This window comes from Agrobacterium sp. S7/73 (genome assembly GCF_019355535.1).
Taxonomy (GTDB): Bacteria; Pseudomonadota; Alphaproteobacteria; order Rhizobiales; family Rhizobiaceae; genus Agrobacterium; species Agrobacterium tumefaciens.
Genome location: NZ_CP072138.1, coordinates 728,730 through 753,082, shown reverse-complemented (window position 1 = coordinate 753,082; position 24,353 = coordinate 728,730). Strand labels below are relative to the sequence as shown.

Genomic DNA, 24,353 nt, shown 5'->3' with positions numbered 1-24,353 from the left:
CGTCAGCTCTGTAGGCGCACGCGCAGCTGATCGAGTCCGACAGCCATTAAGAGGACGACACCGCGGGTCACATCCTGCCAGAAGGAGGACACGTTCATCAGCGTCAGGCCGTTGTTCAGCGTGCCAAGGATCAAAACCGCGATCAACGTGCCCCAGACGCTGCCGCGTCCGCCGAACAGGCTGGTGCCGCCGAGAATGATGGCGGCAATGATGGTCAACAGATGCTGTCCGGCGGCATTGGGTGCTGCTGCGCCGAGCATTGCGGCAAGGATGATACCGGCCGCAGCCCCTGAAAGTCCGGAAACGATATAGAGTACCATCTGTGTCCGCTCGACGGGCACGCCGAGCAGGCTGCTGGCTTCTGGATTACCGCCGGCGGCGTACACGAAGCGGCCAAAAGGTGTCTTGGACAGGATCAGCCAGAGCGCGACGAACACGAGAAGCATCATGATGATCGGAAACGAGATTCCGAACAGGCGGCCGGATCCGAGCCAATTGAAGGCAGGAACGAAGAGAGGTTTCGACAGGCCCCCGGTCATCACCATGGAAAGACCTGAAAAGATGCTCATCGTCCCGAGGGTGGCGATCAGTGGATTAAGCTTCAGCCGGGTAATGATATAACCGTTGAGGACGCCGACCGCGCAGCCGATGACAAGGGCCGCAAAACATCCCGCCCAAATATTAATCCCGTTGGCATACATCAGCGCCACGATGACGCCGGCAAGACCGGCAACGGCGGCAACCGACAGATCGAGCCCGCCGCCGATGATCAGAGGCGTACCGGCGGCGGCCATCAGGCCGATGAAGGCCATGTTGGTGCCGATGTTGGCCAGGTTGCTTAGAGTCAGGAAATAGGGCGAGAGCAGCGTGAATGCGGCCAGAAGCAGGATGTAGAACACTAGCAGGAGGACGATGCCGGCAGCCGGGCGGCCGAGAAGGTCGGCCAGCGAACTTGCCTGCGTTTTCGAAACGCCCGACGCTGCGGGAATAGAGGACGACTTGCTCATGCTTTCTCCAGTTCATTCGTATTGCGCACGGCGGACCGAGGCTCGGCCGCCCGCATCAGGTCCGTCGCGGTTGCATCCTGTCCAAGCTCGGCCACGACCTTTCCATCTTCCAGAACGAGGCTGCGATCAGCGAGCCCGGCAATTTCTTCGGCATCGGAGGAGACGATCATGATCGAAAGCCCCGTCTTCGCCAGACGGCGAATTTCCGCGTAGATTTCGCGCCGGGCGCCGAGATCGACGCCCCGTGTCGGCTCTTCGAGAATGAGAAACCTCGGGGCTCCGAGCAGCCAGCGGGCCAGACAAATCTTCTGCTGGTTGCCGCCGGACAAAAGACGGATTTCCTGATCCGGGCCTGATGTCTTGACCCGCAGCGTCTTGATCCAGTCTCTGGTGCCGGCGTCTTCCCGCTTCTGGTCGACGACGCCGGATTGCGTGAACAGGCTGAGATAAGGCAGCGTCGTGTTGGTACGCACCGACAGATTGCCGATCAGCCCCTGACGCTTGCGCTCGGCGGCAACAAAGCCGATGCCGTTGCGCACGCTCTTTCGCGGTCCCGACAGGCCGATATCGATATCGTTCAGCCGGACGGCTGTGGCGCGGGCAGCAGGCTCGGCACCGTAGATGGCCCGACCAATCTTCTCGGCACCCGAGCCGATCAGTCCGAAAACGCCGAACACCTCACCGCGCCGCACAGAAAGCGAGACGCCGTCGAGCCATCCAGGAAGAGACAAGCCTTCCACGGATAGGACCGTCTTTGCATCCGGAACCGCCGTCGACTTGGCTGGATATAGATCGCCGAGCTCGCTGCCTAGCATGGCCGTCAGCACCTCGTCGCGACTAGTCTCCCCCGTCTTGAACTGGCCGCGAACCTCGCCGTCGCGCAACACGACGATACGGTCGCTGAGCCGGAAGACCTCGTCCAAATAATGCGAGATATAGATGATGGTGACGCCCTGGGCTTTCAGGGCCTCGATCACCTCGAACAAATTGTCCGCGTCCGCCTCGCCCAGCGATGCCGTCGGTTCGTCCATGATCAGGATCCGCGCCCTGCCGGCAAGCGCCCTGGCGATTTCGATAATGCGCTGCTCCGACAAAGGCAGCGAGCCCATACGCCGACCGGGCGCGACATGCTCGAGCCGCAATCGCTTGAGCAGCGTCTGCGCCTGGCCTTCCATCGCAGGCCGGTCGATCAAGGCGATGCCCGCAAACCACCGCTTCGGCATCGAGCCAAGCGCGATGTTTTCGGCAACAGACAGGTCCGGATGCACCGAAAGCTCCTGCGGCATCAGCCGGATGCCTGCCGCAATCGCATCCTGCGGGGTGGCGATACTAATGATCGTGTCGTCAATTCGGATCTGTCCGCTGTCCAGCGTGTAAACGCCGGACAGGATTTTCATAAGCGTTGACTTGCCGGCACCATTGGCACCGAGAAGTGCGACGATCTCTCCTTCATGGGCCGAAAGCGATACGTTCTTCAAAACCGTCACGCCGGCAAACGCTTTGCTGACATTGGCGATCTGGAGCCGCGGATTGCGGCTCCGTTCGGTTCTCTCGTCGGTCATGTGACGCTCCCTGGACGTTATCCCGCTCACTGCTGAGGGAGAATGGCCTCGTAGCCCTTCAGCCAGTCCTGCTTCTTCAGATCTGCGAGATAGGTTGCGAATTCCGTCTCCGGGAATACGTAGCTATCCGCCTCGCCGACGCAGGGAAACTCCTTGTAGAACTGGCAGATATTGGCCTTGGTGACCATCTGATGGGTCACGAACGTCGCCTCCGGAACGGGCTTCCCGGCCAGAGCCGAAAGTGCGATCGGGATCAGATAGTTGCCGTAGCTGCCGGGGAACGAACCGGTGGCGGCAACCAAGTTCGGATCGGTCGCAAGCGCCTCGGCCTCGTCTGCGCCGTTGCCGACCGCGATCGTCTGATCGACGCGACCCGCAGCCCGCACGGCCTGCAGCATCCCCATCGTCGCCTGGTCGTTGATCGCTATGATGAGGATCGGTACGCCCGGTGGAATGCGGCCGATGACATTGTTCATTTGTGTAAAGGATTCCTGCAGCGTATTCTTGGTATCGATCTCGATGATGTGATTGGCCGGGAATTCCTTGGTCAGCGCCATGAAGCCGGCCCGCTGGCCTTCCGTGCGCATGCGCGGGATGACGCCCGATTGCGGCAGGGCGCCGATGACGAGATAACCGGTCTTGACGACATTGACGCCGAATTTTTTGGCAGCTGCCGTCGCCAGATAGGACCCGCCCATGAAGCCCGACTTCGGGTTGTTGACTCCGAAGAAACTCGCGCCCGGCATAGGAATATCGATCGCGGTCACCTTTGTGCCGTCCGCGTTGAAGACTTCCATCACAGCCTGGCCGAAATTGGCATCCGTCTGGAATTCTATGACGTAATCGACCTTGCGCTCGACAAAGGATTTAGCATTGGCCAGCGCCGTCGGCCCGTCGAGACGGTTGTCCGTGATTACGAGTTCGACGCCCGCGGCGTCCGCATTCCGCTGGATGCCCTTTTCCACAAGCACACCAAAGGAAATATCGCGCTGCAGATTGGCGAACCCGATGCTGTAGCCCTTGCCGTTCTTCGGCGGGGTGACCTTGGCCGCATCCGCCGCCATCGCCTCCAGATTTTCAGCAGATAGCATGTTTCCGTCGAACTTCAGCGGGTCAAACCCATGAAAATCCTGGGCATGGGCGGCAGACGCTGCAAAGCACGCAGCAGCTACCAGCAGTCTGGCTTGATGTTTCATGTCTCTCTCCTCCGGCCCCTGCCCTCCCTGGCAGCGGCAGCGCTGATGATCTCAGCGCAGATGTTCAGGTCATCCGAAAACTGACCTTTCCTCTTGACGTTAACACCAAGCATTTTCGTTGACACGACAGCATATTCCGCAAAAATGATCTTTTGCATACAAAATATGATCCTCAGGTGCAGCAAGGAACATGAAGAACTATTTTGTTTACATGCCGGACAATCGTCTTTGCGCCGCCTGGGGATGTACGGCCGTGTCCACCGGCTATACAGAAATCGCACCCCACTCCGACTACCCGCCGAGCCGTCATCCGGACGACCATCACTTCAGTTGGTCGCGTGGTCGCATCCTCAATGCTTATCAGGTCGTGCAGATCAGCGCCGGCAAAGGGCGGCTGGAATTCGGAGCCGAGCGTCGACAGGTCACGATCGGGCAAGGATCCATTTTTTTGCTCTTTCCAGGCGTCTGGCACCGGTTTGCTCCTGATCGTCGCACCGGATGGGTCGAGCACTGGATCGAATGCCGGGGAAGCGCATTTGACTTTGCTTGCGATGCCGGTCTGCTGCATCCGGAGCAACCGGTTCATGCTGGCACCTCCGAGATTGCAGGCGTTTTCGCATCGATACATGCATTGGCGCGGAACGAACCCTTGCGCAGTCAACCCCTGATCTCAACTCTCGGCCTGCAAATGCTCGCCCTTTTATGCAGGCCCACCGATATAAACAGCAACTCCTTCGGCAGGCTCGTCGATCGTGCACGGATGATTCTCATGGAAAGGTGCGGTCAGCCCTTGTCTGTCGAGCAGCTCGCCGAAGAGCTGGGGGTCAGCTACCCCTATTTTCGGCGCCTGTTTCGTGAGCAGACAGGTATGTCGGCCAAGCAATATCAGATGATTGTCCGCATCCAGCGCGCCAGCGACTTTCTGCTAAACACCGACAAATCGATCAAGGAGATTGCGGGCATCCTGGGTTTTCACTCAGCGTTCCACTTCTCTACCCAGTTCCGACAATTGATGGGCGAAAGCCCGACGGATTTCAGGTCTAATAGACACCTGTAACTCGCAGACAGAAGAAATCGGCTTAAAGATCCGTCTTTAAAAATCAACTACAGATCGCGTGAGTGAGCGGCGTGATGTCATCGAGGTTGCGTCAGGCCCGTTTGGATACGATGACGTAGTTGCTCGCCTTCGTTCTTCGAATGACGCTCAATATTTGAGTCTCATTTTCGAAGGAGAATCGCATAAAACACTACGTTTGCCTCGACCTATCACAACGGGAAACAGACTTTTTGTCGTGGACGAGACGGGAAGACCGATCTTCGAAAGTAGGGCCAAGTCGAATGCCGGGGCCATAGCAGAACTGATGGAGTTGTCTAGTCGCAATTGGGGCGTCAATAGCAATCTTTTGTAAGCGGCGCTGCCGAGTGCTTGGTTGTCTTCGCTGTCGACATCAGTCGCCGCATGATGGAGGTTCGCAGCACGAGCCTTCAATTTGGACGACGCATTCAGCTGAGACAGCGATGCAACCCCATCAACTGACAGCCAGCTTTGGCGCGAAAGCCACGGCAGCTCTTTTGAAGCCGATCCTCTCTCGCAGCTGAAGACCCCATGTTTGGGGAGCGATGGAGTGGATGCCCCCTCCCGACGGCATCGCAATGTGCCGAAGTGATATTTGCAACAACGTCACTCAGAGGAGAGAGCATCCATCAAGGAAGTTAGCATTGTAGGTCTAGACCTTGCAAAGCGGGTATTCCAGCTCCACGCGGCCGGCGCCGATGGCGATTTGTTATTTTGTAAGAAGCTATCTCGCGTTCATGTTTTGGCTTTTTTCTCTGAGTTGCCGAGGTGTATCGTTGCGATGGAAGCATGTGCGACTGCGCATTACTGGGCTGGCGAAATTGGGAGCCTTGGCCATGAAGTTAGGCCGCTGCCACCGGCTTATGTTAAGCCTTTCGTCAAACCGCAAAAGAATGACGCGGCAGATGCTGAAGCCATCGTGGAGGCCGCCATCCGCCCCTTGATGAGTTTTGTCGTGCCGAAAACGGAGAAGCAGCAAGCTTCTTCCATGATCTTTCGGACGCGCGATGTAGTCGTGCGTCAGCGGACGCAGTTGATTAACGCTCTTCGTGCTCACTTGGCAAAACATGGGGTGATTGCACCGCAAGGGCTTGCAAGCTTGGCCGCGGTGAAGGGCATCGTAGAAGACGATGACAGCAGCCTTGAGCTCCTGGTTGTGGAAACTGCCCGGATTTATTTGGAGCAGATTGATCTTCTAACTACCCGTATCTCCAACCTGGAGAAGGTACTCAAATCTGAAGCTCAGCAATCGGATAATACCACTCGGCTGATGTAAATGCCCGGCGCGGGCCAATCACGGCCATGGCGATAGAGGCGTTTGCTCCAACTATGACGACGTTTCATAAGGGACGTGATTTTGCAGCTTGGCTCGGGCTTGTACCTAAACAACATTCGAGCGGAGGAAAGCAGGTGCTCGGCCGGACGTCAAAGATGGGACAGCGCGATATTCGGCGGCTTTTGATTATCGGTGCAACGACGGTGATCCGATGGGCATGCCGAAAGCCCTCCTCCGAAAACTCATGGCTCGGGCGTATGTTGATGCGCAAGCCGCGTATGCTCGTTGCTATTGCGCTTGCTAATAAGATGGCTCGATCCGTCTGGGCGACGATGACGAAGAATGAGAATTACAAAGATAACAGTCTCGCAAACGCGTAAGCAAAGCTGACGATATAGTGAGATCGGATCGTCGGCGTGTGAGTAGATAAGCGAACGGTAAGGACAAGAGATTCGAAAGAGGGGGGAAATGCCGCCGGCTCAGTGGGCCTCGAGCTCGTAGAACTGATTTGCGCCAGCCCCGCTTAGCTCCATACCGGCCAGCAGTAATATCCAGACTGCAAAGGAAGTGTCAATATTGCGAATACTATGAAATGATCGCGAAAATATAAATACACACGTGGAAATAAATTTGTAGTATTACATTTTTATTTACATTTTTATCGAATGTTTTATCTAACGTAGCGGCGCATGGAGATGGCGCAAGAAGACCATAGTTGGGGATCTACCACAACATCAGCATTTGTCGTTTCTTTCTCCAATCGACGGGTTGAGGAAGGACCGATCTGAAGACCTAATACCACTAGATGACATCGACTTCGTCTCCAACGGCATTCGACAGAATAATTTGCTCTCGGTGGCGCAGTTCCCTCACAACTCAATCATACCTAAAATCACCGTTTACTCAGGTAATGATTTTAGCCGGACAGTTTCCGGCGAAAATTTAACACATATGACGAAAATGTATTCGTCTCAATCGCCTAAAGGTGAAATGATTTTACTGTCTGGCATCTTTCCATCAACAAATGATTACTATTTGCCAGGAGAACAACGTCATGTCATTCATGAAAAATACCAAAATACGCACGAAGATCTTCGCGTTGATCATCCCTCTTTGCGTTGCGGGAATTGCGAGCGTCACTGCGATCTCATTAAATTACAGAGACGCTGACACAACGTACAGCGACTTCATAAAAAACGATGCCATCGCAGCTGTTGAACTGGCGAGAATGAATACTGCTCTTCTTGTAGCGGTATATAATGCCGATCAATCGCTGCTCTACACCTCTAACGATCCGTACATGGCGACCGTTCTTGCCAGTTATAGCAAAAATACCCAGCGGATTGCTGACCGTTTCGTTCAGTTGGATAGGCTCATGCCCGAGATGGCTGGTGAAATTTCAGAAATAAAAACTCAGGTAGGCTCGGTGCTCGGCATGACGGACAAAGTCGTAGCTCTGGCCAATAAGGATCAGGACGAAGAAGCGAAGCAAATCCTCGCGACTGTCGACCCTCTCGTAGATGAGCTAAGAAACAAAATGCGCTCGCGCGTTGATACGATGATAGCATATGTGGGCTCCGAGAATGACAAGATGACTGCCAACATGCAGTCGACGATTTTCACCTTCATCAGTTCGCTCGTCACTCTCTTCATAGTTTTGATATTGGCGGCCCTATTTGTTTCGAGCCGCGGGATTACCGGGCCCATCAACACATTGCGGGCTCGCATGTTGACGCTGGCTGATGGTAAAACCGACGAGCCTATTACTTGCCTGGGTCGCAAGGATGAAGTGGGGGAGATGGCCCAGGCGGTCGCCGTGTTCAGAGACAATGCAATCGCCAATATGCGTCTTGAGCAGGAAGCTGCCACAAACCGAAACCTGACGGAGGAAGAGCGTCGCCTTAAGGCGGAGGCCGATCGTCTTCGCTCCGAAGCAATGGCTCAGGCCACTGTCGGTCTAGGGGAAGGCCTGAAGCATCTGGCGAGCGGCGATCTGACCTTCAAACTCATTGATCCGTTCGCATCTGATTTCGAAACCCTTCGCGCCGACTTCAACGCCGCTGTCTCGCAACTGTCGGAAACCCTGCGGTCTGTCGCCGAGGCGACCACCGCGATCGATACCGGCAGCAAGGAGGTTAGCGCAAGCGCCGACGATCTGTCCAAGCGGACCGAACAGCAGGCATCGGCACTGGAAGAAACGGCGGCCGCACTAGACCAGATCACTGTTAATGTGGCCAACTCGTCCAAACGTGCCGAAGACGCCCGCAAAATTGCAGTGCAAGCGAATGAAAGTGCGGCCGAGTCTGGTCTGGTCGTCGCCAATGCCGTCGACGCGATGCAGAAGATCGAGGCCTCGTCCAACCAAGTCTCCAACATCATCGGCGTCATCGACGAGATCGCCTTCCAGACCAATCTGCTGGCGCTCAATGCTGGGGTGGAAGCAGCACGTGCCGGCGATGCAGGCAAGGGCTTTGCCGTCGTTGCACAAGAAGTGCGCGAACTTGCCCAGCGCTCCGCCCAAGCCGCCAAGGAGATCAAGGACCTGATCCGCAACTCCTCCGTCGAGGTTGAAAACGGCGTCAGGTTGGTCAGCGCGACAGGCCAGGCGCTGAAGACCATCGAGGGCTATATTGTTGCTGTCAATCAGCACATGGACTCAATCGCGACGTCAGCAAAAGAGCAGTCGGTCGGTCTCGCCGAGGTTAACACTGCTGTCAACCAGATGGACCAGGTCACCCAGCAGAACGCTGCGATGGTGGAGGAGACCAGTGCGGCCGGAGCTACGCTTGCCAACGAGAGCGGTAGGCTACGAGAACTGATCTCGCAGTTTCAACTTGTCGGTGCGCTACATCAGACAGCCACAGTCATGGCGGCAAGCTCCACGCACCGTCAGGTGGACTCACCGGTCAGGCATCTGGCCGGAAAAGTTGCAAAGGCTTTTTCCGGAAATGCCGCCGCCAAGCATACGTGGGAGGATTTTTGATAAGCGGTGCGTACACGCCGGCAGGCGTTACTGACGCAATGCTTGAGATCATCGCATTCAAACTCCACGACCAGGAGTTTTGCATGCGCACGACAACCATCCGCGAAATTCGCGGATGGGGCCAATCTACTCCGATTCCACATGCTCCTCATGACGTGGTCGGCGTTATGAACCTGCGTGGGTCGGTGATCCCAATCATCGACCTTGCCAACAAGCTCGGAATGCCGAGCACTGAGCCAACCCCGCGAAGCGCCATCGTCGTTGCCGAGGTCAATGGTACCGCCATAGGTCTCGTCGTGGATATGGTTTCGGACATCCTGACGATCCAAGAAAACCTTCTCCAGCCGGTTCCGGAGATCAGTGTCACCTCCGGCATGCGCTTTGCTGAGGCGATCATCGCCCAGCCAACGGGCATGATCTGCTTTCTCAACCTTCAGGCCATGTTCGGAAAAACTGAAACAATGAGGACGATCGCTGCTTAGCCAAGTACATAAAAGATGAGTATCGAGTCTCGTTTTCGCGTTCTAACCCTATACTCTTGAGTTACTTGTCGTTCTTTGCGCTAATACAATGCGGCCGCGTGGCGGCACTGGAGGGACTTTGCGAAAACGGATTCGGTTGCACCAGGTGCGAAAGGGAATGTTTGTCGAGGAGTTGGAAGGCGCGGCGCGTGGTGGAGCAATGACTGTCTGCGAGTTCTTCATTGAAACCGAGTCCGATCTTGATCGGGTACGGGGCAGCTGCGCGATGAGTGTCGTTATCGACATCAAGAAAGGTATTGATGCCAATATTGCTTCGGGCGCCGTCAATGATTTGAACTTATTAAGTTCCGCCTCTGATCTCGATAACTCATTTTCAGAGGAGCAGATTGCGCGGGCGCGAAAAACGATAGAACAGACCCGCCCACATGTTCAAAATGTGCTGGCCCAAGCGCAACGTAACGTTTTCCATTTTGAAGCGGCGTGCCAAGCGGTCGAAAAAGTCATGGCTGATGCGTTGACCAATGCCGGGGCATTGATCCAGCTTGCCAAACTCAAAAACAAGGATGAAAGCACGTTTCTTCATTCGGTTTCGGTGAGCGCTTTGATGATTGCATTCGGACGAGACCTTGGCTTTTCGGGGGGGACAATCCATACTCTCGGCGTGAGTGGACTGGTGCACGATCTTGGAAAAATGACCCTGCCGGTTGGGTTGCTAGAAAGATCGGGAAAGTTGACACCTCAAGAGATGTCTATCATTCAGACGCATCCAGACCGCGGCTATAAAATCTTGAAAAGGGTGCCGGGGGTCTCAAAAGCAGTTCTCGATATGTGTCTTCATCATCACGAGAAATTTGACGGTTCGGGATATCCTCGGCAACTGGCGGGAAAGGAAATCCCGTTGATTGCCCGGATCGGAGCAATTTGCGATGTATATGACGCACTGACGACGGTACGTCCATACAAGCGCGCTTGGACACAAGCCGAAGCGATTGACACGATGATGAATTCACCAGGCCACTTCGATCCGGATCTTCTAAAGGCCTTTGTTTCCGGTGTGGCGATCAGCGGACTGTGTTAAATGCCGCAATGGGCTGGCTCTTCGCGAGTAGCCAGTTCACCGGCCTTACGCGATGACCGTTTCCGGCACCCTGCGCGATAGCTTCAATCTGCTCGCCATTGTGCTGGAGCAGGAGACAGAGCTTTAGCCCACCGGGATAACGACCGACACGACCGGATACACCTACACGATCTTCGGCATATTTTATCTGCCCGGATACCAGTTCAGCCCTCGCATTGCAGATGTCGGCGGCGCAAGATTCTGGCGTACCGATGCTAAAGCCGTAAGCGCGATTTTCCTTGGACATTGACGTAGGGGGCATCGCTCCTTCGCTCTGGCGCAAACGCAGCCCAAACACCATGCCAGCATCAGAGCAGTCTCGATCGCCAGATCCGAATAGAGTGGCTGACCACCGCGCGTTCTGCGACGTGTGGCTGCCCAGTCCGCCAGCGCTTCCGGCTTTATCCAAAGGGTTAAACTGCCACGGCGGCGAAGGCCCGCATCATACTCCGCCCAGTTCGTCACCTTGAACTTCATTTTACCGGGGTGATGGCGGCGGGCGGCGTTATGTTTGTGCGGCGTGCTGGATCAATCAACCTCTTTTCGATCCCAGCCGCATAGACTAAAGTGTTGAGATTTGATTCCTGCACCAATTTCATATGCGACTAATACGCTTCCCTTGGCCTTCAAGTCACAGGTGTTGACGATTACACAAGGACTTTCAAGTCGTTAAGGCTTGATGGAAACACGACAGTGGCTTTCCTTGCTTCTGCTGCAATCCACTGGCGAATCCCGGGTATCGAAAAGGGGTTTTTATGAGCTCTTAACGTTCTTGGCGGCAACAGCGCCGATGATGCCGCTCGCTGCAATTATCGCCGCGCCAAGCAGGACCGCGCCGTCGAGCGGCGTGCCCCAGAAGATCGTCGAAATGAGGAAGGCCCACACGAGACCGCTATACTCGAAAGGCGCCAGCATGGTCGCGCTAGCCCGCTCGAAGCTCGCAAAGAGCGCGAGTTGACCGAGACCTCCAACAAGGCCAACGAGCGCCATTGCACCGATTTGATCCCAGCCCGGCATTGACCCCTGCCAGGGCAAGGTTGCCCCCATAGCCGCTACAAACACGAGATTAGTCATCATAACCTGGGCGGCGAGGCCCATGCGCCCGCCAAGCTGGCGCATCAAAATATAGCTGTACGCCCAGAACACGGCGGCCCCCAGCACCATGACCACGGCAAGCGGCTCGCTCGCCCCCCCCGGCCCGGTGGCGACGATGACCCCGGTAAAACCAACCAGGACGGAGATCCATTGCCACGGGTTTGCTCGTTCCTTGAGAAGTAAAACTGCAAGGATTACGACGATCACCGGCGCGGAAAAATAAAGCGTAGTCATCTCGGCCAGGCTCAAGTGACGGGCGGCCAGATAGTAGAGCACCCAAGCGGTGACCGAGACGAGTGCCCGCCACACGACGAGGCCCTTGGCCGATGATGACGCGGCATCGCGGACAATTCGCCGTCCTCCGAGCAGAAGGCAACCCATAAGCACCGCGAGGCTGCGCCAGAACAATGATACGGTGACCGAATGATCCTCGACCAGCCATTTCATGGCGGCGTCCTGTAGGCACAGAAAACCGTAGGCAACAATGCAAAGCAAGATGCCTTGCATCGGTCGGTCGGTCGGTCGGCTTCGTGCCATGCCGGACTTGCGGAGGCTTGCCAATTTTGTCTCCTGCTCGTGGGGCTGCCGTGTCCGGCGATCAGCCGTATGTCGGGGAGCCTGTTTGTCTCGTCGTGCCAAGTATCAGGCTCCTTAAGGAAGACGTTTCCGTTTTCAGCAACGGAATTGGCACAAACATCGGTGAAGGACGAAGTACGATCAAAAACTCCCCTGTACCGCGGTCGTCAGCCTTGCCACAGCACGGCAACCGGATACGTGCTGCGCCCGCAATCTTGCTGTCGTTCTGGTAATCCTCTTGCTCGGCCGAGGCTCTGGATTCTTGGCAACCGAAAGCTCGATTGCCGGCGTTAACGCGCCACGCCATCGGCCGTACCAAGGGGTTCCTCAATCGTTGCGCAATCGAGAACCGGGTTGAACGGGCAGCACCCGAAGTCCTGTCATGGACGACGCGTCGGAATACGGTTTTCAAGTGCGCGGAACGCCAGGACCAACGCACCGGTCAATAACATATAGATCAAAGCGAGTAACAGGAGAGGCTCGTAGGTTAAGTAGGTCTCCTGCCGCACCTTGGAGATGACGGCGTAGACATCGGTAACGGTGATCGTTGCAATAAGTGGGGTCGACTTGAGCTGCAGCACAGTTTCACCGCTCAGGGTCGGGAGCGCTCGATGCATCGCTCGAGGCAGCCAGATGCGGCGAAAGACTGTCCATTTACTCATTCCGTAGGCTCGTGCCGCCTCCAGCTCTCCTGCCGGTACCCCGGCGAACGCGCCCCTCATGATCTCCCCTTCATAAGCAGCAAACGAGATGGTCAGGGCTGCGACGCCGTAGGGCCAAGCTTCCCGCAGGTAAGGCCATAACCACGATTGCCTGATGGCAGGAAATTGCGGAAACAGCGAGCCGAGCCCATAATAGAGCAACCATAGCTGTAGTAGCAGCGGTGTGCCGCGAATGATCGTGCAGAAGCCCCGGGCAAGCAATTTCGGGATACTTGGTCCCGTGACCTGGAGCAAACCCAGCGGCACGGCGAGCAGGAAACCGAGAGCAGCAGTGCCGAACAGCATCGTCAGCGTCACCAAGACGCCCTGGCCTATGCGTGGCAGATAGCGCGGCAGCCAGTCCCAGCGCATGAACAGCACAATACAACATACAATGCCAGCTACCAGTAGCATCAGCACGATGCGATGCGGTTTCAAGAAGCTACCCTTGATCGACAGGTCTACGGGAGCGATCGGCACGGCGTCGGTCATCGGGTCCGGGGGCATAGTCATGGTCACACCGCAAAGCCGCGTCGAGCGTGTCGCTCGATGATTTTAAAGAAGAGGTTCGAAACGAGCGTCAGTGCCAGATAGAGAGCTCCGGCTGCACTGAAGAAAAGCATATACTCCTTGGTCGTCCCTGCTGCTTGACGCGTAACAAGCGTTAGTTCGGAGAAGCCGACAACCGCCAGGAGCGCGGTGTCCTTTGTGGCGATCAGCCAGAGATTGGAAAGACCTGGAATTGCATGGGGCAGCATCGCCGGTAGGGTGATGCGCGCAATGACCTTGGTGGGAGGCATGCCGTAGGAACGTGCAGCTTCGATCTGCCCGGCGGGGACGGCGTTGATGGCGCCGCGCAAGACCTCGGTCGAATAGGCACCCTGTACGAAGCCGATGACGAAGATGCCGGCGACAAGACCGTTGATATCGACGGCACCGATCCCCATCAGGCTCAACACCTGATTGATGCCATCGGTGCCGGCATAAAAGATCAGCAGGATCAGAACGAGCTCCGGAACTGCGCGCACGATGATCGTATAACATTCCAGGAGATCACGAATCAGGGGACCGCCATAGAGTTTTCCGCACGCACCGCCGACGCCGAGAAGCAGGCCGAAACAAAAGCCGCCAAGCGCAATTTCGACGGAGTTGATGAAGCCCGCCAGCAGCACACCACCCCATCCGGGTGGTGCGACCGCGAGCAAAGCCCAGTTAATTTGGGACACAGGATCAGTCATGAAATTGAACCACGCTAGAGCCGGCTTCCGCAGGGCGCATCATCAGTTTCCATAGACATCGAAATCGAAATACGTCTTCGAGAATGCGGCGTAGGTGCCATTTGCGCGTATAGCCTTGATGGCCGCATTGATCTTTGCCTTGAGGTCGGCATCGCCCTTACGGATGCCGACGCCGATGCCAGCTCCCAGAATGGAAGGATCATCCTTGACAAGGCCTTTCAGATCGCAGCATGCCTTGCCAACCTCAGTCTTCAGGAAGGCATCGAGTGCGATCGAATCGGCCTGGACCGCGTCGATCCTGCCTGATGCCAGATCCTGGTTGGCTTCATCCTGCGTCTGATATTCCCTGACGGTCGCACCGGCGCTACCGAAATATTTGGTCGCATAGACCTGTTGTATCGTGGAAACCGCGACGCCAATTGTCTTTCCGGCAAGGCCTTCCGGCGTCGCTGTGAAATCGACGCCCTTCGTTCCGATGACGGCACTTGGTGTGTTGTAGTATTTGTCGGAAAAGTCGATCGTCTTCAGGCGCTCATCGGTGATCGACATCGAGGCGATGATAAGGTCGATTTTCTTGGACATCAGTGCCGGAATGATCCCGTCCCACGAAACGGGGGTAATCATGCAATCGAGTTTGGCTTCTGCACAGACGGCTTTTTCGAAATCAATTTCCCAGCCCACCCAGTTCCCTTGTGCGTCTGGCGAGGTGAAGGGCGGATATGGTTCTGCGGCAATGCCGACCTTGATCGGTTCTGATGCTGCGGAGGTTACCGCAGCGAGTGCGACCGCGAACGACAATGCAACGAATTTAAGCGGCTTGTTCATGTGCATCCTATCTTTTGGTTAATACAACGGCACGCATGGCACTATTGCGTGCGACGACACTGACGAGGTCGCTGCAGCAATTCCAGAATGTCGAAGCGATTGCGTGCTGATCGTTTGAAAACAGAGCATGTTTTCCCGATCCGACGAAAGGCGCAAATGCTTCAGTGGATCGCGCTGATGAAGCGCTTCAGGCGCTCGGATTTCGGCGCACCGAACACCTGCTCGGGCGGCCCCTGCTCCTCGATGACGCCATCGGCGAGGAAGACAATATGGTTGGCGACGTCCCGCGCAAACTTCATTTCGTGGGTCACGAGGATCATGGTGCGTCTTTCGCTGGCAAGATCGCTTATCACCCTTAGAACTTCGCCAACCAGTTCCGGATCAAGAGCCGATGTCGGTTCGTCGAACAACATCACCAGGGGCTGGACTGCCAAGGCCCGGGCAATGGCGGCGCGCTGTTGCTGGCCGCCGGATAGAAAGGCCGGATAGGCGTTCCGCTTGTCAAAAAGCCCGACACGTCGAAGAATGTCCTCTGCCGTTTCGATTGCTTCAGCCTTCGATTTGCCGAGAACTTGTACCGGCACTTCGATGACATTCTCCAAGATGGTCATGTGTTGCCACAGATTGAAACTCTGGAAGACCATCGCCAGTCGAGTCCGCAGCCGCTGGACTTGCTTGCGGTCGGACGGCATCAAGCCTCCATAACCGTCCTTTTTCAGGGAGATGCTTTCTCCATGAATACGGACCGAGCCCGATGTGGGCAGTTCCAGCATGTTGATGCAGCGCAGGAATGTCGATTTTCCTGAGCCGCTACCGCCAATAATGGCAATAACATCACCCTGGCGGGCCGTCAGCGAAACACCCTTGAGAACATCAAGCGGGCCGAAACGCTTGTGCAGGTTCTCGACGATAATGGCTGGCGCGCTTCCTGTCATGGGACGCACACGGCCCTAACATTGGCATTCGAAATTGAAGTCATGAAGCCAGTTCCCATTGTTTTTGTCGTGTGGAGATTGCCCAGTCACGTACTGCTTATTTGACGCGATAATGGCAGTTGCTCAGCAGTTATACAAGTGTATAATAGCGAAGTGGCCGATTTTTTTGGCATGTCACGGAAATGACTAAAGTTTGAACAGGGGCGCAGGGATGACAGGGTACGGTTTTCAGGGAATGGTCAACGATCTCGGAAGGGTTTTAATGCGCCGTCCAGGCCGAAGCCCCATACAGGCGGACCAGGAAAAATGGCGCTACGGCCCCACCTTCGACGGTGAAACCGCGGTCCGCCAATATGGGGAGTTCGCCAAATTCATCGAGACATCCGGAGCGGAGATACTCTGGTTCGAAGATAGCGGAGATGGTCTGGCCGATGCGATGTCTACCCATGATCCGTCTCTGATGACGGGTCATGGTGCGATTATCCTGCGCATGGGCAAAACCTTTCGCAATGGCGAAACGGCACTGCATGAAGCCGCATATGACAAGGCGAGCATTCCCGTCATCGGAAGAATTGAAGCACCCGGCACCGTGGAAGGTGGCGATTGTATCTGGCTCGATCCCACAACGCTGGTCGTCGGACGTGGCGTGCGCAGCAATGCAAACGGCATCTCGCAGCTTGCTGGAATGCTCGGTACCTACGGTATTAGAGTTTTAAGCTACTATCTTCCCCTATGGCAGGGCGAGGAAGCCTGCCTGCATCTGATGCCAGTGATGAGCCCCCTTGCCCATGACATCGCTCTCGTGTTCGCGCCCCTGTTGCCCGCCCCCTTCTACCAGTTGCTCAAAGAACGAGGTGTCAGACTGATCGAGGCGCCGGCCGACGAGTTCCATGCCAGCAATGGCCTTAGCCTCAACGTTCTGCCGGTGCGCCCCAAAGAAGTCATCATGGTGGCCGGTTTTCCCAAAACCCAGGCGGCGATGGAAGCCGTCGGCTGCAGGGTCAGTGTTTTCGAAGCGAGTGCCCTTTGCATCGCGTGCGAGGGCGGGCCGACCTGCCTGACCCGACCGATCCTTAGGAAGGCCGCATGAGCCGGGCGACTTTTCATCGGGCTCCGGAAGCAGAACGGCGGCAAGAGCTGATTGAAGCGACACTCGATTGCATCGCCGAGGCGGGACTGGAGGGCGCTACCGTGCGCCAGATCGCGTTGCGGGCGGGTGTGACAGCCGGGCTGTTGCGGCATTACTTCGAGAGCAAGGAAGAAATGGTGGCGGAGGCGTATCGTTCTGTTGTGGCCACCTTTGCCGCCAAGGCGGTCGACATGGAGGGCACTCCGGGTCGACAGCTGCGGGACTTCATTACACTGAATCTAACCGCACCGGTCGCCAACAACCGCACCCTGTCGATCTGGGCGGCCTTTATCGGCAAGGTACGTGTCGATGCAACACTGGCCGCGATCCATCGTCAAGGATACCTGGACTTTCGCGACGACTTGCAGGGCCTGATTGCAAATTTTCTGAGATCACGTGGCCGGACGGTCGTTGAAGTAGATTGCCGCCGCCTTGCCATTGCGATCAACGGCATGATCGACGGTCTGTGGCTGGAAGCCTGCCTGGCGCATGAGCTTTTTACAAACTCGGAGTTGGCGACGGTCGCGGTGTCGACCGTCGAATCGCTGCTCGGACTAGAATTCGAACCCATCGATGAGGCTGCGGCCCAAGAGCGCGGACAAAACCGCGCAGAACAATAGTTGGAGAAACCATGCGATATGCCTCGATCACCAACAGACTTGCCAATCTGGGCTCTGGCAAGTGGGCCTTGCACATTCGCGCTCGTCAGATGAAGGCGAGCGGCGTCAATGTCATCGAGCTCACGATTGGCGAGCCGGACCAACCACTAGACCCCAGCCTTATCGCCGAATGCCAACGTTCCATGAATGCGGGCCGTTATCGCTATTCCAACGGCCGTGGCGAAGCGGCTGTCGTGGAAGCTCTGGCCGCCCGTTACGCACAACGTCGTGCAGGTGTGAACATTGACAATGTCCTGTGTTTTCCCGGTACCCAGACGGCACTGTTTGCGGTCATGCTGGGCCTAGTGGAAGCGGGCAATGGGGTTCTGGTAGGCGATCCGCTTTACGCGACCTATGACGGCGTCATCCAGTCGACCGGAGCCCATCGGATCACTGTCCCCCTGCGTCAGGAAGAAGGCTTTCGCATGCAGGTAGAGGACCTGGAAAGGGCGATCACGCCCGATTGCCGGGTGCTGCTTTTGAATACGCCGCATAATCCGACCGGCGCGGTGCTGACAAGCAAGGATATCGAGGCGCTTGGCGAGGTTTGTCGAAGGCACGATCTCTGGATCGTTTGCGACGAGGTCTATGAGGAACTGATTTTTTCGGGAACTTTCGCCTCACCATTCGACATCGCCGCACTTGCGGAGCGTACGATTGTCGTCTCCTCCATCTCCAAATCTCATGCCGCCCCTGGTTTTCGAAGCGGATGGGCGATCGGGCCAGCGGATTTTACCCGCCGGCTTCTGCCCGTGTCCGAAACGATGCTTTTCGGCGGCCAACCCTTTATTGCTGATATGACGGCTTACGCCCTGACCCATGAAATTCGGACCGCATCGATCATGCGCGCTTCTTATGGTGCACGTGCCGCGCAGGTCGTTGCTGCTCTGGGTAACGCAACCGGCATCATCCCTCTCCCGCCCGAGGCCGGAATGTTCATCCTCGTGGATGTCTCAGGCACCGGCCTCTCGGGCGAAGCCTTCGCCTGGAGGCTGCTTGAGGAAGAAAACGTTGCTGTTATGCCTGGCTCTTCCTTTGGCGGGCATGCAAGTGCCTACATCCGCTTAAGTTTAACCGTGGTAGATTCGTCTCTTGCAGAAGCATGCGAGAGGATCAGCCGCCTTGCAGCGCGCATTCACGCTGAGACAGCAAGCATTCACGAGGCTGCTCAATCGGAGTATGTCTACGGGACATGAAGTCTGATGCGCTCGAGCCGACCTGTGGCGATGGCTCAGCACAGAGTTCACCGAAAAATACCATGCCGGTGCCGGCATGTCGACTGGACGCGCCGGCTAAAGTGCAAGTGAGCTGCTTCTTTAGGCTTGGTTGTTGTAAGAGTTGGAGACAGAGGGCAGATGCCCGATATCCGATTCTATCAATCTCGCTGGGCCACAAAGAGCAGCCATCCCGAACGCCCGGAACTGCCGGTCGTCGAGCGGTTCGACATCATCAAATCGGATGGCTGGCATGGCATGTCGATCGATCTGGGCGCACTCGCGCTGGATGAGGCCAAAGCAACAGTTCCTGAATTTGCCCGGACGGGGCTTGCCAGCCTGCTCACGGCTTTTCCGACGATGATCGACGAATTGCGGCCGGCGCTGCGCTTCGCGAAGGATATCGGTTCACCCTATGTCATCGTCGTCGGGCAGGTGATGCCGGTTAAGCTCGAAGAAATGATTCCTGTCATCCGCCAATGCCATGGCCACCGAGGAAGGCATGCCGATCCGATGCAGCCGATTACCGAACAGTACCAGGCGATGGTACGCCAGATCTTGCGGCAGGCTGATTCTTTTCAAGGGCGCGTGGCGACGCGCAACCAGGTACAAGTGCAGATCGACTTTCGCAGCACAAGATCTGGCTCGATACGTTCACCGACTGGTGGCGATATGGACTGGGCGATTGGAAGCAGCGGGAGGCGGCGAATGACACGGTGATTTTCCTGAGTGAACTCGGGCCGCCAGCCTATGCCATCACAGATGCGCGTGGTGAGGAGATGTCTGACCGCCGTCAGAAGGCGCTCTCCTTGCGTCGGATCACCGAGGAAATCTGGTCGAGTCCTTAGCCTACAGCCAATCGACACGGTATCTACTTTTAACTTGTGTCTCCCTTCGTTGAAAATCTCATGGCACGTGCCCGGATATTTTCCGCCGGAAGCTAGGACTAAGTGTCCGCGACCGTGGCTAGTTTTTGCACGCCTCTCACACGCTTAAAAGCCAATCTGAAAACTGCTGGCGCTGCGGAGCTTTCACGGATGTTGATGGCGGCAAAACAAGGAAAAAGCTGTCTTTTGGTATCAACGGCTTGTCGAGAATTGTTACCAGTTGGCCCTCTTTGACCGCGTCGCCGGTTATCGAACGCCATCCCAGCATCAGACCTTGGCCTGCAATGGCAGCCTGGGACGCTTGGATGTAGTTTGTAAACCGTGGCCCATCGGTCTTCTTTCTCAATGAGGCTCCGGTTGCCGACAGGAAATACTCCCACGTCAACCACCGTTCGTCCTCAACGTCTACATGGATCAACGGCGCTGTATCTATCAAGGTATTAGGGTCTTTGGCTCGAGAGAGGAACGCGGGACTACACACTGCGTCGACACGCTCATCGAATAGCTTGCGGACTTTGCCATCGTTCCATGCCCCATTGCCAAAGCGAATGGCAATGTCAATGCCCGGCAAGAGCCTCGGCGCACCCTGCACCGTCGTCACAACGTTAACGGAAACGTCGGGGTGAGAGGCGTAAAATGAAGAAAGCCGAGGCATCAGCCAAAAGGTAGCGAAACCGACTGAACACGCGACCGTAATATAAGCGGATGATGCATCTCTAAGCTCGTCGATCTCTATAATGGCCTCCGATATTTTCGCAATGCTCTCTGTCGTTGCCCGCAACAGTATCGCTCCGGCCTCGGTCACGGTCAGCGGACGCGTGCTTCGGTCCAGGAGCTTCACACCCAGTGACTCCTCGAGCTGCCGGAGAGATTGACTGATTGCCGGTTGGGAAACATTCAACTCATCAGCCGCGTGCTTGACGCCTCTATGCCGCAATACCGATTCGAAGACTGTAAAAAGACGAAGTGGGGGTAAAGGACGGCGCACAGTATAATCCTGAATTATATTGCTATTAGTTTTTGTAGGCTTCCAAAAACGGAATTTCAACGACAGATTTGCCACATCGAAGTCCGTGCGAACGCCGGACAAAAACCGAGAGGACCAAGTCTATGGATGTCAGTCTGTCGCACGCAATCAAACTAAAGGACAAGGGCCTTGAAACTCCCTTCAACGACGGGACGACGGCCTATTTCAACTACTACTGGCTTCGCGACAACTGCCCGACATCGTTTGACAGTCAGACCCGAGAGCGGACGTACGACATCTTCCACGAAGAAAACGAGCCTAAGGCGGAAAGCGCGATGATTTCCGAAGGCCATCTCGAGATCGTGTGGCGCGGCACTGGTCATGTCACCCGGCATGGTTTGGCCTCGCTTGCGCAGTACGCCTCTGGGAAGCGCCGCGTCGACCCAGCCGATCTACCGCGTAAGCTTTGGTATTCTTACCACTACAAGGACATCGCACGCTTCACTCAGCCGGAACTGCTGCGAGACAAGACTGTTGTCGCCAAATGGATTGAGTCCATGATTGTCGAAGGCGTCGCTATCATCACCGATATGCCTGACAGCGATGAAGGTCTGACCGAGACAGCCAGGCTCATTGGACATATCCGTCCGACATTCTTTGGCGAGTTCTTCGACGTCCGCACACATATCAAGCCGACCAATCTGGCTTACACAGCAAAGGCTCTCGAACTCCATACCGACACCCCGGCCGAGGATGAAGCTCCTGGTGTTCAGTTCCTCCACTGCAGAGCAAATTCCGTCGAGGGTGGAGCAAACCTCTTTCTGGATGGAGCAGCCGTCGCCAACGACCTGAAGGTCGAGCGACCCGCCGATTTTGCGCTGTTGTCAACGACCGACATTCCCTATTACTGCGAGCATGATACCTATGATATGCGGTCCCGCCGTAAGCCTCCGGTGAAGGCCGCAGGTTAGGCCGCTTTTGCGTTGATGGTCGGCGGTGTCCAATTCCACGGAAGCAGTTGCTCCAGCCTGATAATCGGCGTGTCCGCGATACGGGCAAGAACGTCGCCAAGCCACGCCTGGGGATCGATGTCATTGAGCTTTGCCGTCATGATCAATGTGGCCATAAAGGCTGCTCGATCTGCACCGCGGTCTGATCCGGCGAAGAGCCACGATTTTCTGCCGAGTGCGAAGCCTCGCAGAGCTCGCTCGGCCGCGTTGTTCGTAAGGCAAATCCGGCCGTCGTCCAGGAATGACGTGAAGCCATCCCAGCGCTTGAGCATGTAGTCAATTGCCTCTGCGACCGGAGAACTGCGTGAGAGCTTTGCCCGCTCGGTTTGAAGCCAGGCCTGCAGATCATCGACGAGCGGCAGGCTTTCCTTGCGGCGACGTTCCAGGCGTTGATCGGCCGTCAGCCCGTTGATCTCGCGCTCGATATCGAACAGGCCGTCGATCCGTTTGACGGCTTCGAGCGCCATAGGCGAGAGCGGCGCGGCGTTCTTTCCACGCTTGGCGTTTGCGGTAATGTCGGCGAGCACGAAGAACTTGCGCCGCGAGTGTGCCCAACAGAGTGCCTGCGTCAGCGGTTCGGGATCGCGATCGACCTTGAACAGTGGATTGTAGCCGCCATAGGCGTCCGCCTGCAGAATGCCGGTGAAGGTCTTCAGGTGGCGCTCAGGATGTTCCTGCCGTCGATCTCGCGAGGCATAGTAAAGGGCGGCCGGCGGTGAGAGCCCTCCGAACGGCCGATCGTCCCGGACATAGGTCCAGATGCGGGCCCGTATCGGTCTTTCCTCTGGCAAGGATCGGCACGGTCGTGTCGTCGCCGTGCAGACGTTCGGCAGCAAGGACATGCGCCTCGATGAGGGAGTGAATGGGCTTCAACGCCGCGGCACAAGCACCAACCTGGTCGGCCAGCGTTGATAGGCTAAGATCGACGCCTTCGCGGGCATAGCGTTCGCTCTGGCGATTGAGCGGCTGGTGCTGGGCGAACTTCTCGAACAGGATCATCGCCAGCAGGTTCGGTCCTGCAAAACCGCGGGGCGTTACGTGGAATGGTGCGGGTGGCTGTGTGATCTTCTCACACTCGCGGCAGGTAAACTTCTCCCGCACCGTCTGGATGACCTTCCACTGACGCGGGATGACTTCCAGGGTCTCGGTGATATCCTCACCGAGCTTCGACAGTTTGGCCGATCCACAGCAGGCGCAATTGGCGGGAGCGGCGATCACGACGCGCTCGCGTGGCAGGTGTTCGGGAAAGGGCTTGCGTGACGGACGCCTGCGCTCGAATGCTTTGACGGCTGAGGATTTGGCGGCGATTTCCGCCGTCAGTTCATCCTCACCGGCGTCCGCTTCCAACTCCTCGAGTTGCAATTCCATCTGCTCCAGGAGTCGCGCCTTGCGCTCGGACCGGCTGCCGTAGAGTTCACGGCGAACCTTGTCGATCTCCAGCTTTAGCCGCGCGATCAGCGCCTCGGAATGCGATACGAGTGCCTTAGCACTGGCGGCTTCTGCCTTGGCGGTCGCCACTTCTGCTTCGGCTGCGACACGTCGAGCGCGTTCCTGGGCCAGCAGTGCGAGGGCACTGGCAAGGTCGTCCGGAAGCTCTTCGGTCGCATCGTTCATGACAGGATGGAATCATATTCGACCCCGTCATTCCAGTGTTTTTGCTTATCCGGCCGACGTCGGTCGCCACGTCTTTTGCGGCATCCGCCAGTCGATACCTTCCAGCAGATAACCGAGCTGCGCGGGCGTGATCACCACTGTGCCATCGGCCGCTGATGGCCAGATGAAGCGGCCACGCTCCAGCTTCTTCGTGAACAGACAGGCTCCCTGGCCGTCATGCCACATCACCTTGATCAGGCCGCCACCGCGGCCGCGGAATACGAACAGGTGACCGCACATCGGGTCGCGCTTCAGCGCCTCCTGCACCATCAACGACAGGCCGGGGAAGCCTTTGCGCATATCGGTATGGCCTGTCGCCAGCCAGACCTTCACGCCAACAGGAGCCGGGATCATCGACGACCCAGCACGCAATCGAGAATGCGGCCAAGCGCTTCCGTGTCGATGTCGCTATCAACGCGGACGCGCCGACCCCGACCAAGTTCGATCGTTACATCGCTGCGCTTCCGACGAGGATGGGGTGTGGTGGGCGGTTCCGGCTGAATGGGAGAGACTGATGAAATGGCCTCGGACACGATCACCGGCACCAACACGGTTCCCGTCTCGGTCTGCGGCTCCTCGAGCCGGCACAGCTCTTTGCGCCAACGAAACAACTGGCTGACATGGATACCAGCCGCGCGGGCAATCTCGGAGATGACCGCGTCTGGCTCAAAGCAGGCAGCGACCAGGCGCTCTTTGTCTTCTCGTGACCAGCGCCGACGGCGCTCTACGGACGTGATCACCTCAATTGGATGCTTCGTCATATGAC

General features: G+C 56.8%; 21 protein-coding genes and 3 pseudogenes. 11 read left to right on the top strand and 13 right to left on the bottom strand.

Annotated features, from left to right (window positions below):
- Window positions 1-2: 2 nt before the first annotated feature.
- From J5276_RS28060 to J5276_RS28050, 3 genes are read right to left on the bottom strand one after another with little or no spacing between them, the layout of a single operon-like run.
- On the bottom strand, window positions 3-1,007 hold the full coding sequence (locus J5276_RS28060) for an ABC transporter permease (RefSeq protein ID WP_209160047.1): 1,005 nt from the start codon (window positions 1,005-1,007) through the stop codon (window positions 3-5).
- Window positions 1,004-2,569 (bottom strand): sugar ABC transporter ATP-binding protein, encoded by a 1,566-nt coding sequence (locus J5276_RS28055; protein WP_209160046.1) that lies wholly within the window; start codon window positions 2,567-2,569, stop codon window positions 1,004-1,006. The genes J5276_RS28060 and J5276_RS28055 overlap by 4 nt, the downstream gene beginning before the upstream one ends.
- Before the next feature lie 26 nt (window positions 2,570-2,595).
- Window positions 2,596-3,765, bottom strand: a complete 1,170-nt coding sequence (locus J5276_RS28050) for a sugar ABC transporter substrate-binding protein (protein WP_209160045.1) — start codon at window positions 3,763-3,765, stop codon at window positions 2,596-2,598.
- 190 nt (window positions 3,766-3,955) lie between these two features.
- Between J5276_RS28050 and J5276_RS28045 the strand changes: the two genes are divergently transcribed.
- The 6 genes and pseudogenes from J5276_RS28045 to J5276_RS28020 all read left to right on the top strand — a co-directional run.
- Complete coding sequence (locus J5276_RS28045; protein ID WP_209160044.1) at window positions 3,956-4,822, top strand: AraC family transcriptional regulator; 867 nt, start codon at window positions 3,956-3,958, stop codon at window positions 4,820-4,822.
- Between the two features lie 646 nt (window positions 4,823-5,468).
- A pseudogene (locus tag J5276_RS28040) lies at window positions 5,469-6,496 on the top strand (IS110 family transposase).
- Between the two features lie 674 nt (window positions 6,497-7,170).
- Window positions 7,171-9,099, top strand: a complete 1,929-nt coding sequence (locus J5276_RS28035; RefSeq protein WP_209160043.1) for a methyl-accepting chemotaxis protein — start codon at window positions 7,171-7,173, stop codon at window positions 9,097-9,099.
- On the top strand, window positions 9,099-9,581 hold the full coding sequence (locus J5276_RS28030) for a chemotaxis protein CheW (protein WP_370647646.1): 483 nt from the start codon (window positions 9,099-9,101) through the stop codon (window positions 9,579-9,581). Before J5276_RS28035 ends, J5276_RS28030 begins: the two co-directional genes overlap by 1 nt.
- A 157-nt stretch (window positions 9,582-9,738) precedes the next feature.
- The gene (locus tag J5276_RS28025) at window positions 9,739-10,659 is read left to right on the top strand and encodes an HD-GYP domain-containing protein (RefSeq protein ID WP_229002299.1); all 921 of its coding nucleotides are present in this window, start codon (window positions 9,739-9,741) and stop codon (window positions 10,657-10,659) included.
- A 49-nt stretch (window positions 10,660-10,708) separates the two neighbouring features.
- A pseudogene (locus tag J5276_RS28020) lies at window positions 10,709-10,921 on the top strand (Tn3 family transposase); the annotation flags it as partial.
- Between the two features lie 36 nt (window positions 10,922-10,957).
- On the opposite strand, the pseudogene J5276_RS28015 reads toward J5276_RS28020, so the two are convergent.
- The 6 genes and pseudogenes from J5276_RS28015 to J5276_RS27990 all read right to left on the bottom strand — a co-directional run.
- Window positions 10,958-11,175: pseudogene (locus J5276_RS28015) on the bottom strand (transposase); the annotation flags it as partial.
- A 276-nt stretch (window positions 11,176-11,451) separates the two neighbouring features.
- Window positions 11,452-12,354, bottom strand: coding sequence for a DMT family transporter (locus tag J5276_RS28010; RefSeq protein ID WP_209160040.1), 903 nt, complete (start codon window positions 12,352-12,354; stop codon window positions 11,452-11,454).
- Between the two features lie 395 nt (window positions 12,355-12,749).
- Window positions 12,750-13,562, bottom strand: coding sequence for an ABC transporter permease (locus J5276_RS28005; RefSeq protein WP_209160056.1), 813 nt, complete (start codon window positions 13,560-13,562; stop codon window positions 12,750-12,752).
- 23 nt (window positions 13,563-13,585) lie between these two features.
- Entirely contained in the window at window positions 13,586-14,308 is a 723-nt protein-coding gene (locus J5276_RS28000) for an ABC transporter permease (RefSeq protein ID WP_209160039.1), read from the bottom strand.
- Between the two features lie 42 nt (window positions 14,309-14,350).
- Window positions 14,351-15,133 (bottom strand): transporter substrate-binding domain-containing protein, encoded by a 783-nt coding sequence (locus tag J5276_RS27995; protein ID WP_209160038.1) that lies wholly within the window; start codon window positions 15,131-15,133, stop codon window positions 14,351-14,353.
- Window positions 15,134-15,294: 161 nt separating this feature from the next.
- On the bottom strand, window positions 15,295-16,068 hold the full coding sequence (locus J5276_RS27990) for an ABC transporter ATP-binding protein (protein ID WP_209160037.1): 774 nt from the start codon (window positions 16,066-16,068) through the stop codon (window positions 15,295-15,297).
- Between the two features lie 211 nt (window positions 16,069-16,279).
- On the opposite strand from J5276_RS27990, the gene J5276_RS27985 reads away from it, so the two are divergent.
- From J5276_RS27985 to J5276_RS27970, 4 genes are all read left to right on the top strand, one after another.
- The gene (locus J5276_RS27985; RefSeq protein ID WP_209160036.1) at window positions 16,280-17,158 is read left to right on the top strand and encodes a dimethylarginine dimethylaminohydrolase family protein; all 879 of its coding nucleotides are present in this window, start codon (window positions 16,280-16,282) and stop codon (window positions 17,156-17,158) included.
- Window positions 17,155-17,817, top strand: a complete 663-nt coding sequence (locus J5276_RS27980; protein WP_209160035.1) for a TetR family transcriptional regulator C-terminal domain-containing protein — start codon at window positions 17,155-17,157, stop codon at window positions 17,815-17,817. The genes J5276_RS27985 and J5276_RS27980 overlap by 4 nt, the downstream gene beginning before the upstream one ends.
- Before the next feature lie 11 nt (window positions 17,818-17,828).
- Window positions 17,829-19,052 carry a pyridoxal phosphate-dependent aminotransferase gene (locus J5276_RS27975; RefSeq protein ID WP_209160034.1) on the top strand — a complete coding sequence of 408 codons (1,224 nt, stop codon included), beginning with the start codon at window positions 17,829-17,831 and terminating at the stop codon, window positions 19,050-19,052.
- A 159-nt stretch (window positions 19,053-19,211) separates the two neighbouring features.
- Window positions 19,212-19,790 (top strand): hypothetical protein, encoded by a 579-nt coding sequence (locus tag J5276_RS27970; RefSeq protein ID WP_229002298.1) that lies wholly within the window; start codon window positions 19,212-19,214, stop codon window positions 19,788-19,790.
- 264 nt (window positions 19,791-20,054) lie between these two features.
- Here J5276_RS27970 and J5276_RS27965 read toward each other — a convergent pair whose 3' ends face one another.
- Complete coding sequence (locus tag J5276_RS27965) at window positions 20,055-21,020, bottom strand: LysR substrate-binding domain-containing protein (protein WP_209160033.1); 966 nt, start codon at window positions 21,018-21,020, stop codon at window positions 20,055-20,057.
- A gap of 47 nt (window positions 21,021-21,067) precedes the next feature.
- Here J5276_RS27965 and J5276_RS27960 point away from each other — a divergent pair, with 47 nt between their 5' ends.
- Window positions 21,068-21,895, top strand: a complete 828-nt coding sequence (locus J5276_RS27960; protein ID WP_209160032.1) for a TauD/TfdA family dioxygenase — start codon at window positions 21,068-21,070, stop codon at window positions 21,893-21,895.
- Here J5276_RS27960 and J5276_RS27955 read toward each other — a convergent pair.
- The 3 genes from J5276_RS27955 to J5276_RS27945 form a co-directional block, all read right to left on the bottom strand.
- A protein-coding gene (locus J5276_RS27955; RefSeq protein WP_229002297.1) for an IS66 family transposase occupies window positions 21,892-23,548 on the bottom strand; the annotation gives its coding sequence in 2 pieces (ribosomal slippage) (window positions 21,892-22,698 and window positions 22,700-23,548; 1,656 coding nt in all). The genes J5276_RS27960 and J5276_RS27955 overlap by 4 nt on opposite strands.
- A gap of 45 nt (window positions 23,549-23,593) precedes the next feature.
- Entirely contained in the window at window positions 23,594-23,941 is a 348-nt protein-coding gene (gene tnpB / locus J5276_RS27950; protein ID WP_209160031.1) for an IS66 family insertion sequence element accessory protein TnpB, read from the bottom strand.
- On the bottom strand, window positions 23,938-24,348 hold the full coding sequence (locus tag J5276_RS27945) for a transposase (protein WP_209160030.1): 411 nt from the start codon (window positions 24,346-24,348) through the stop codon (window positions 23,938-23,940). Before J5276_RS27945 ends, tnpB begins: the two co-directional genes overlap by 4 nt.
- Window positions 24,349-24,353 lie beyond the last annotated feature (5 nt).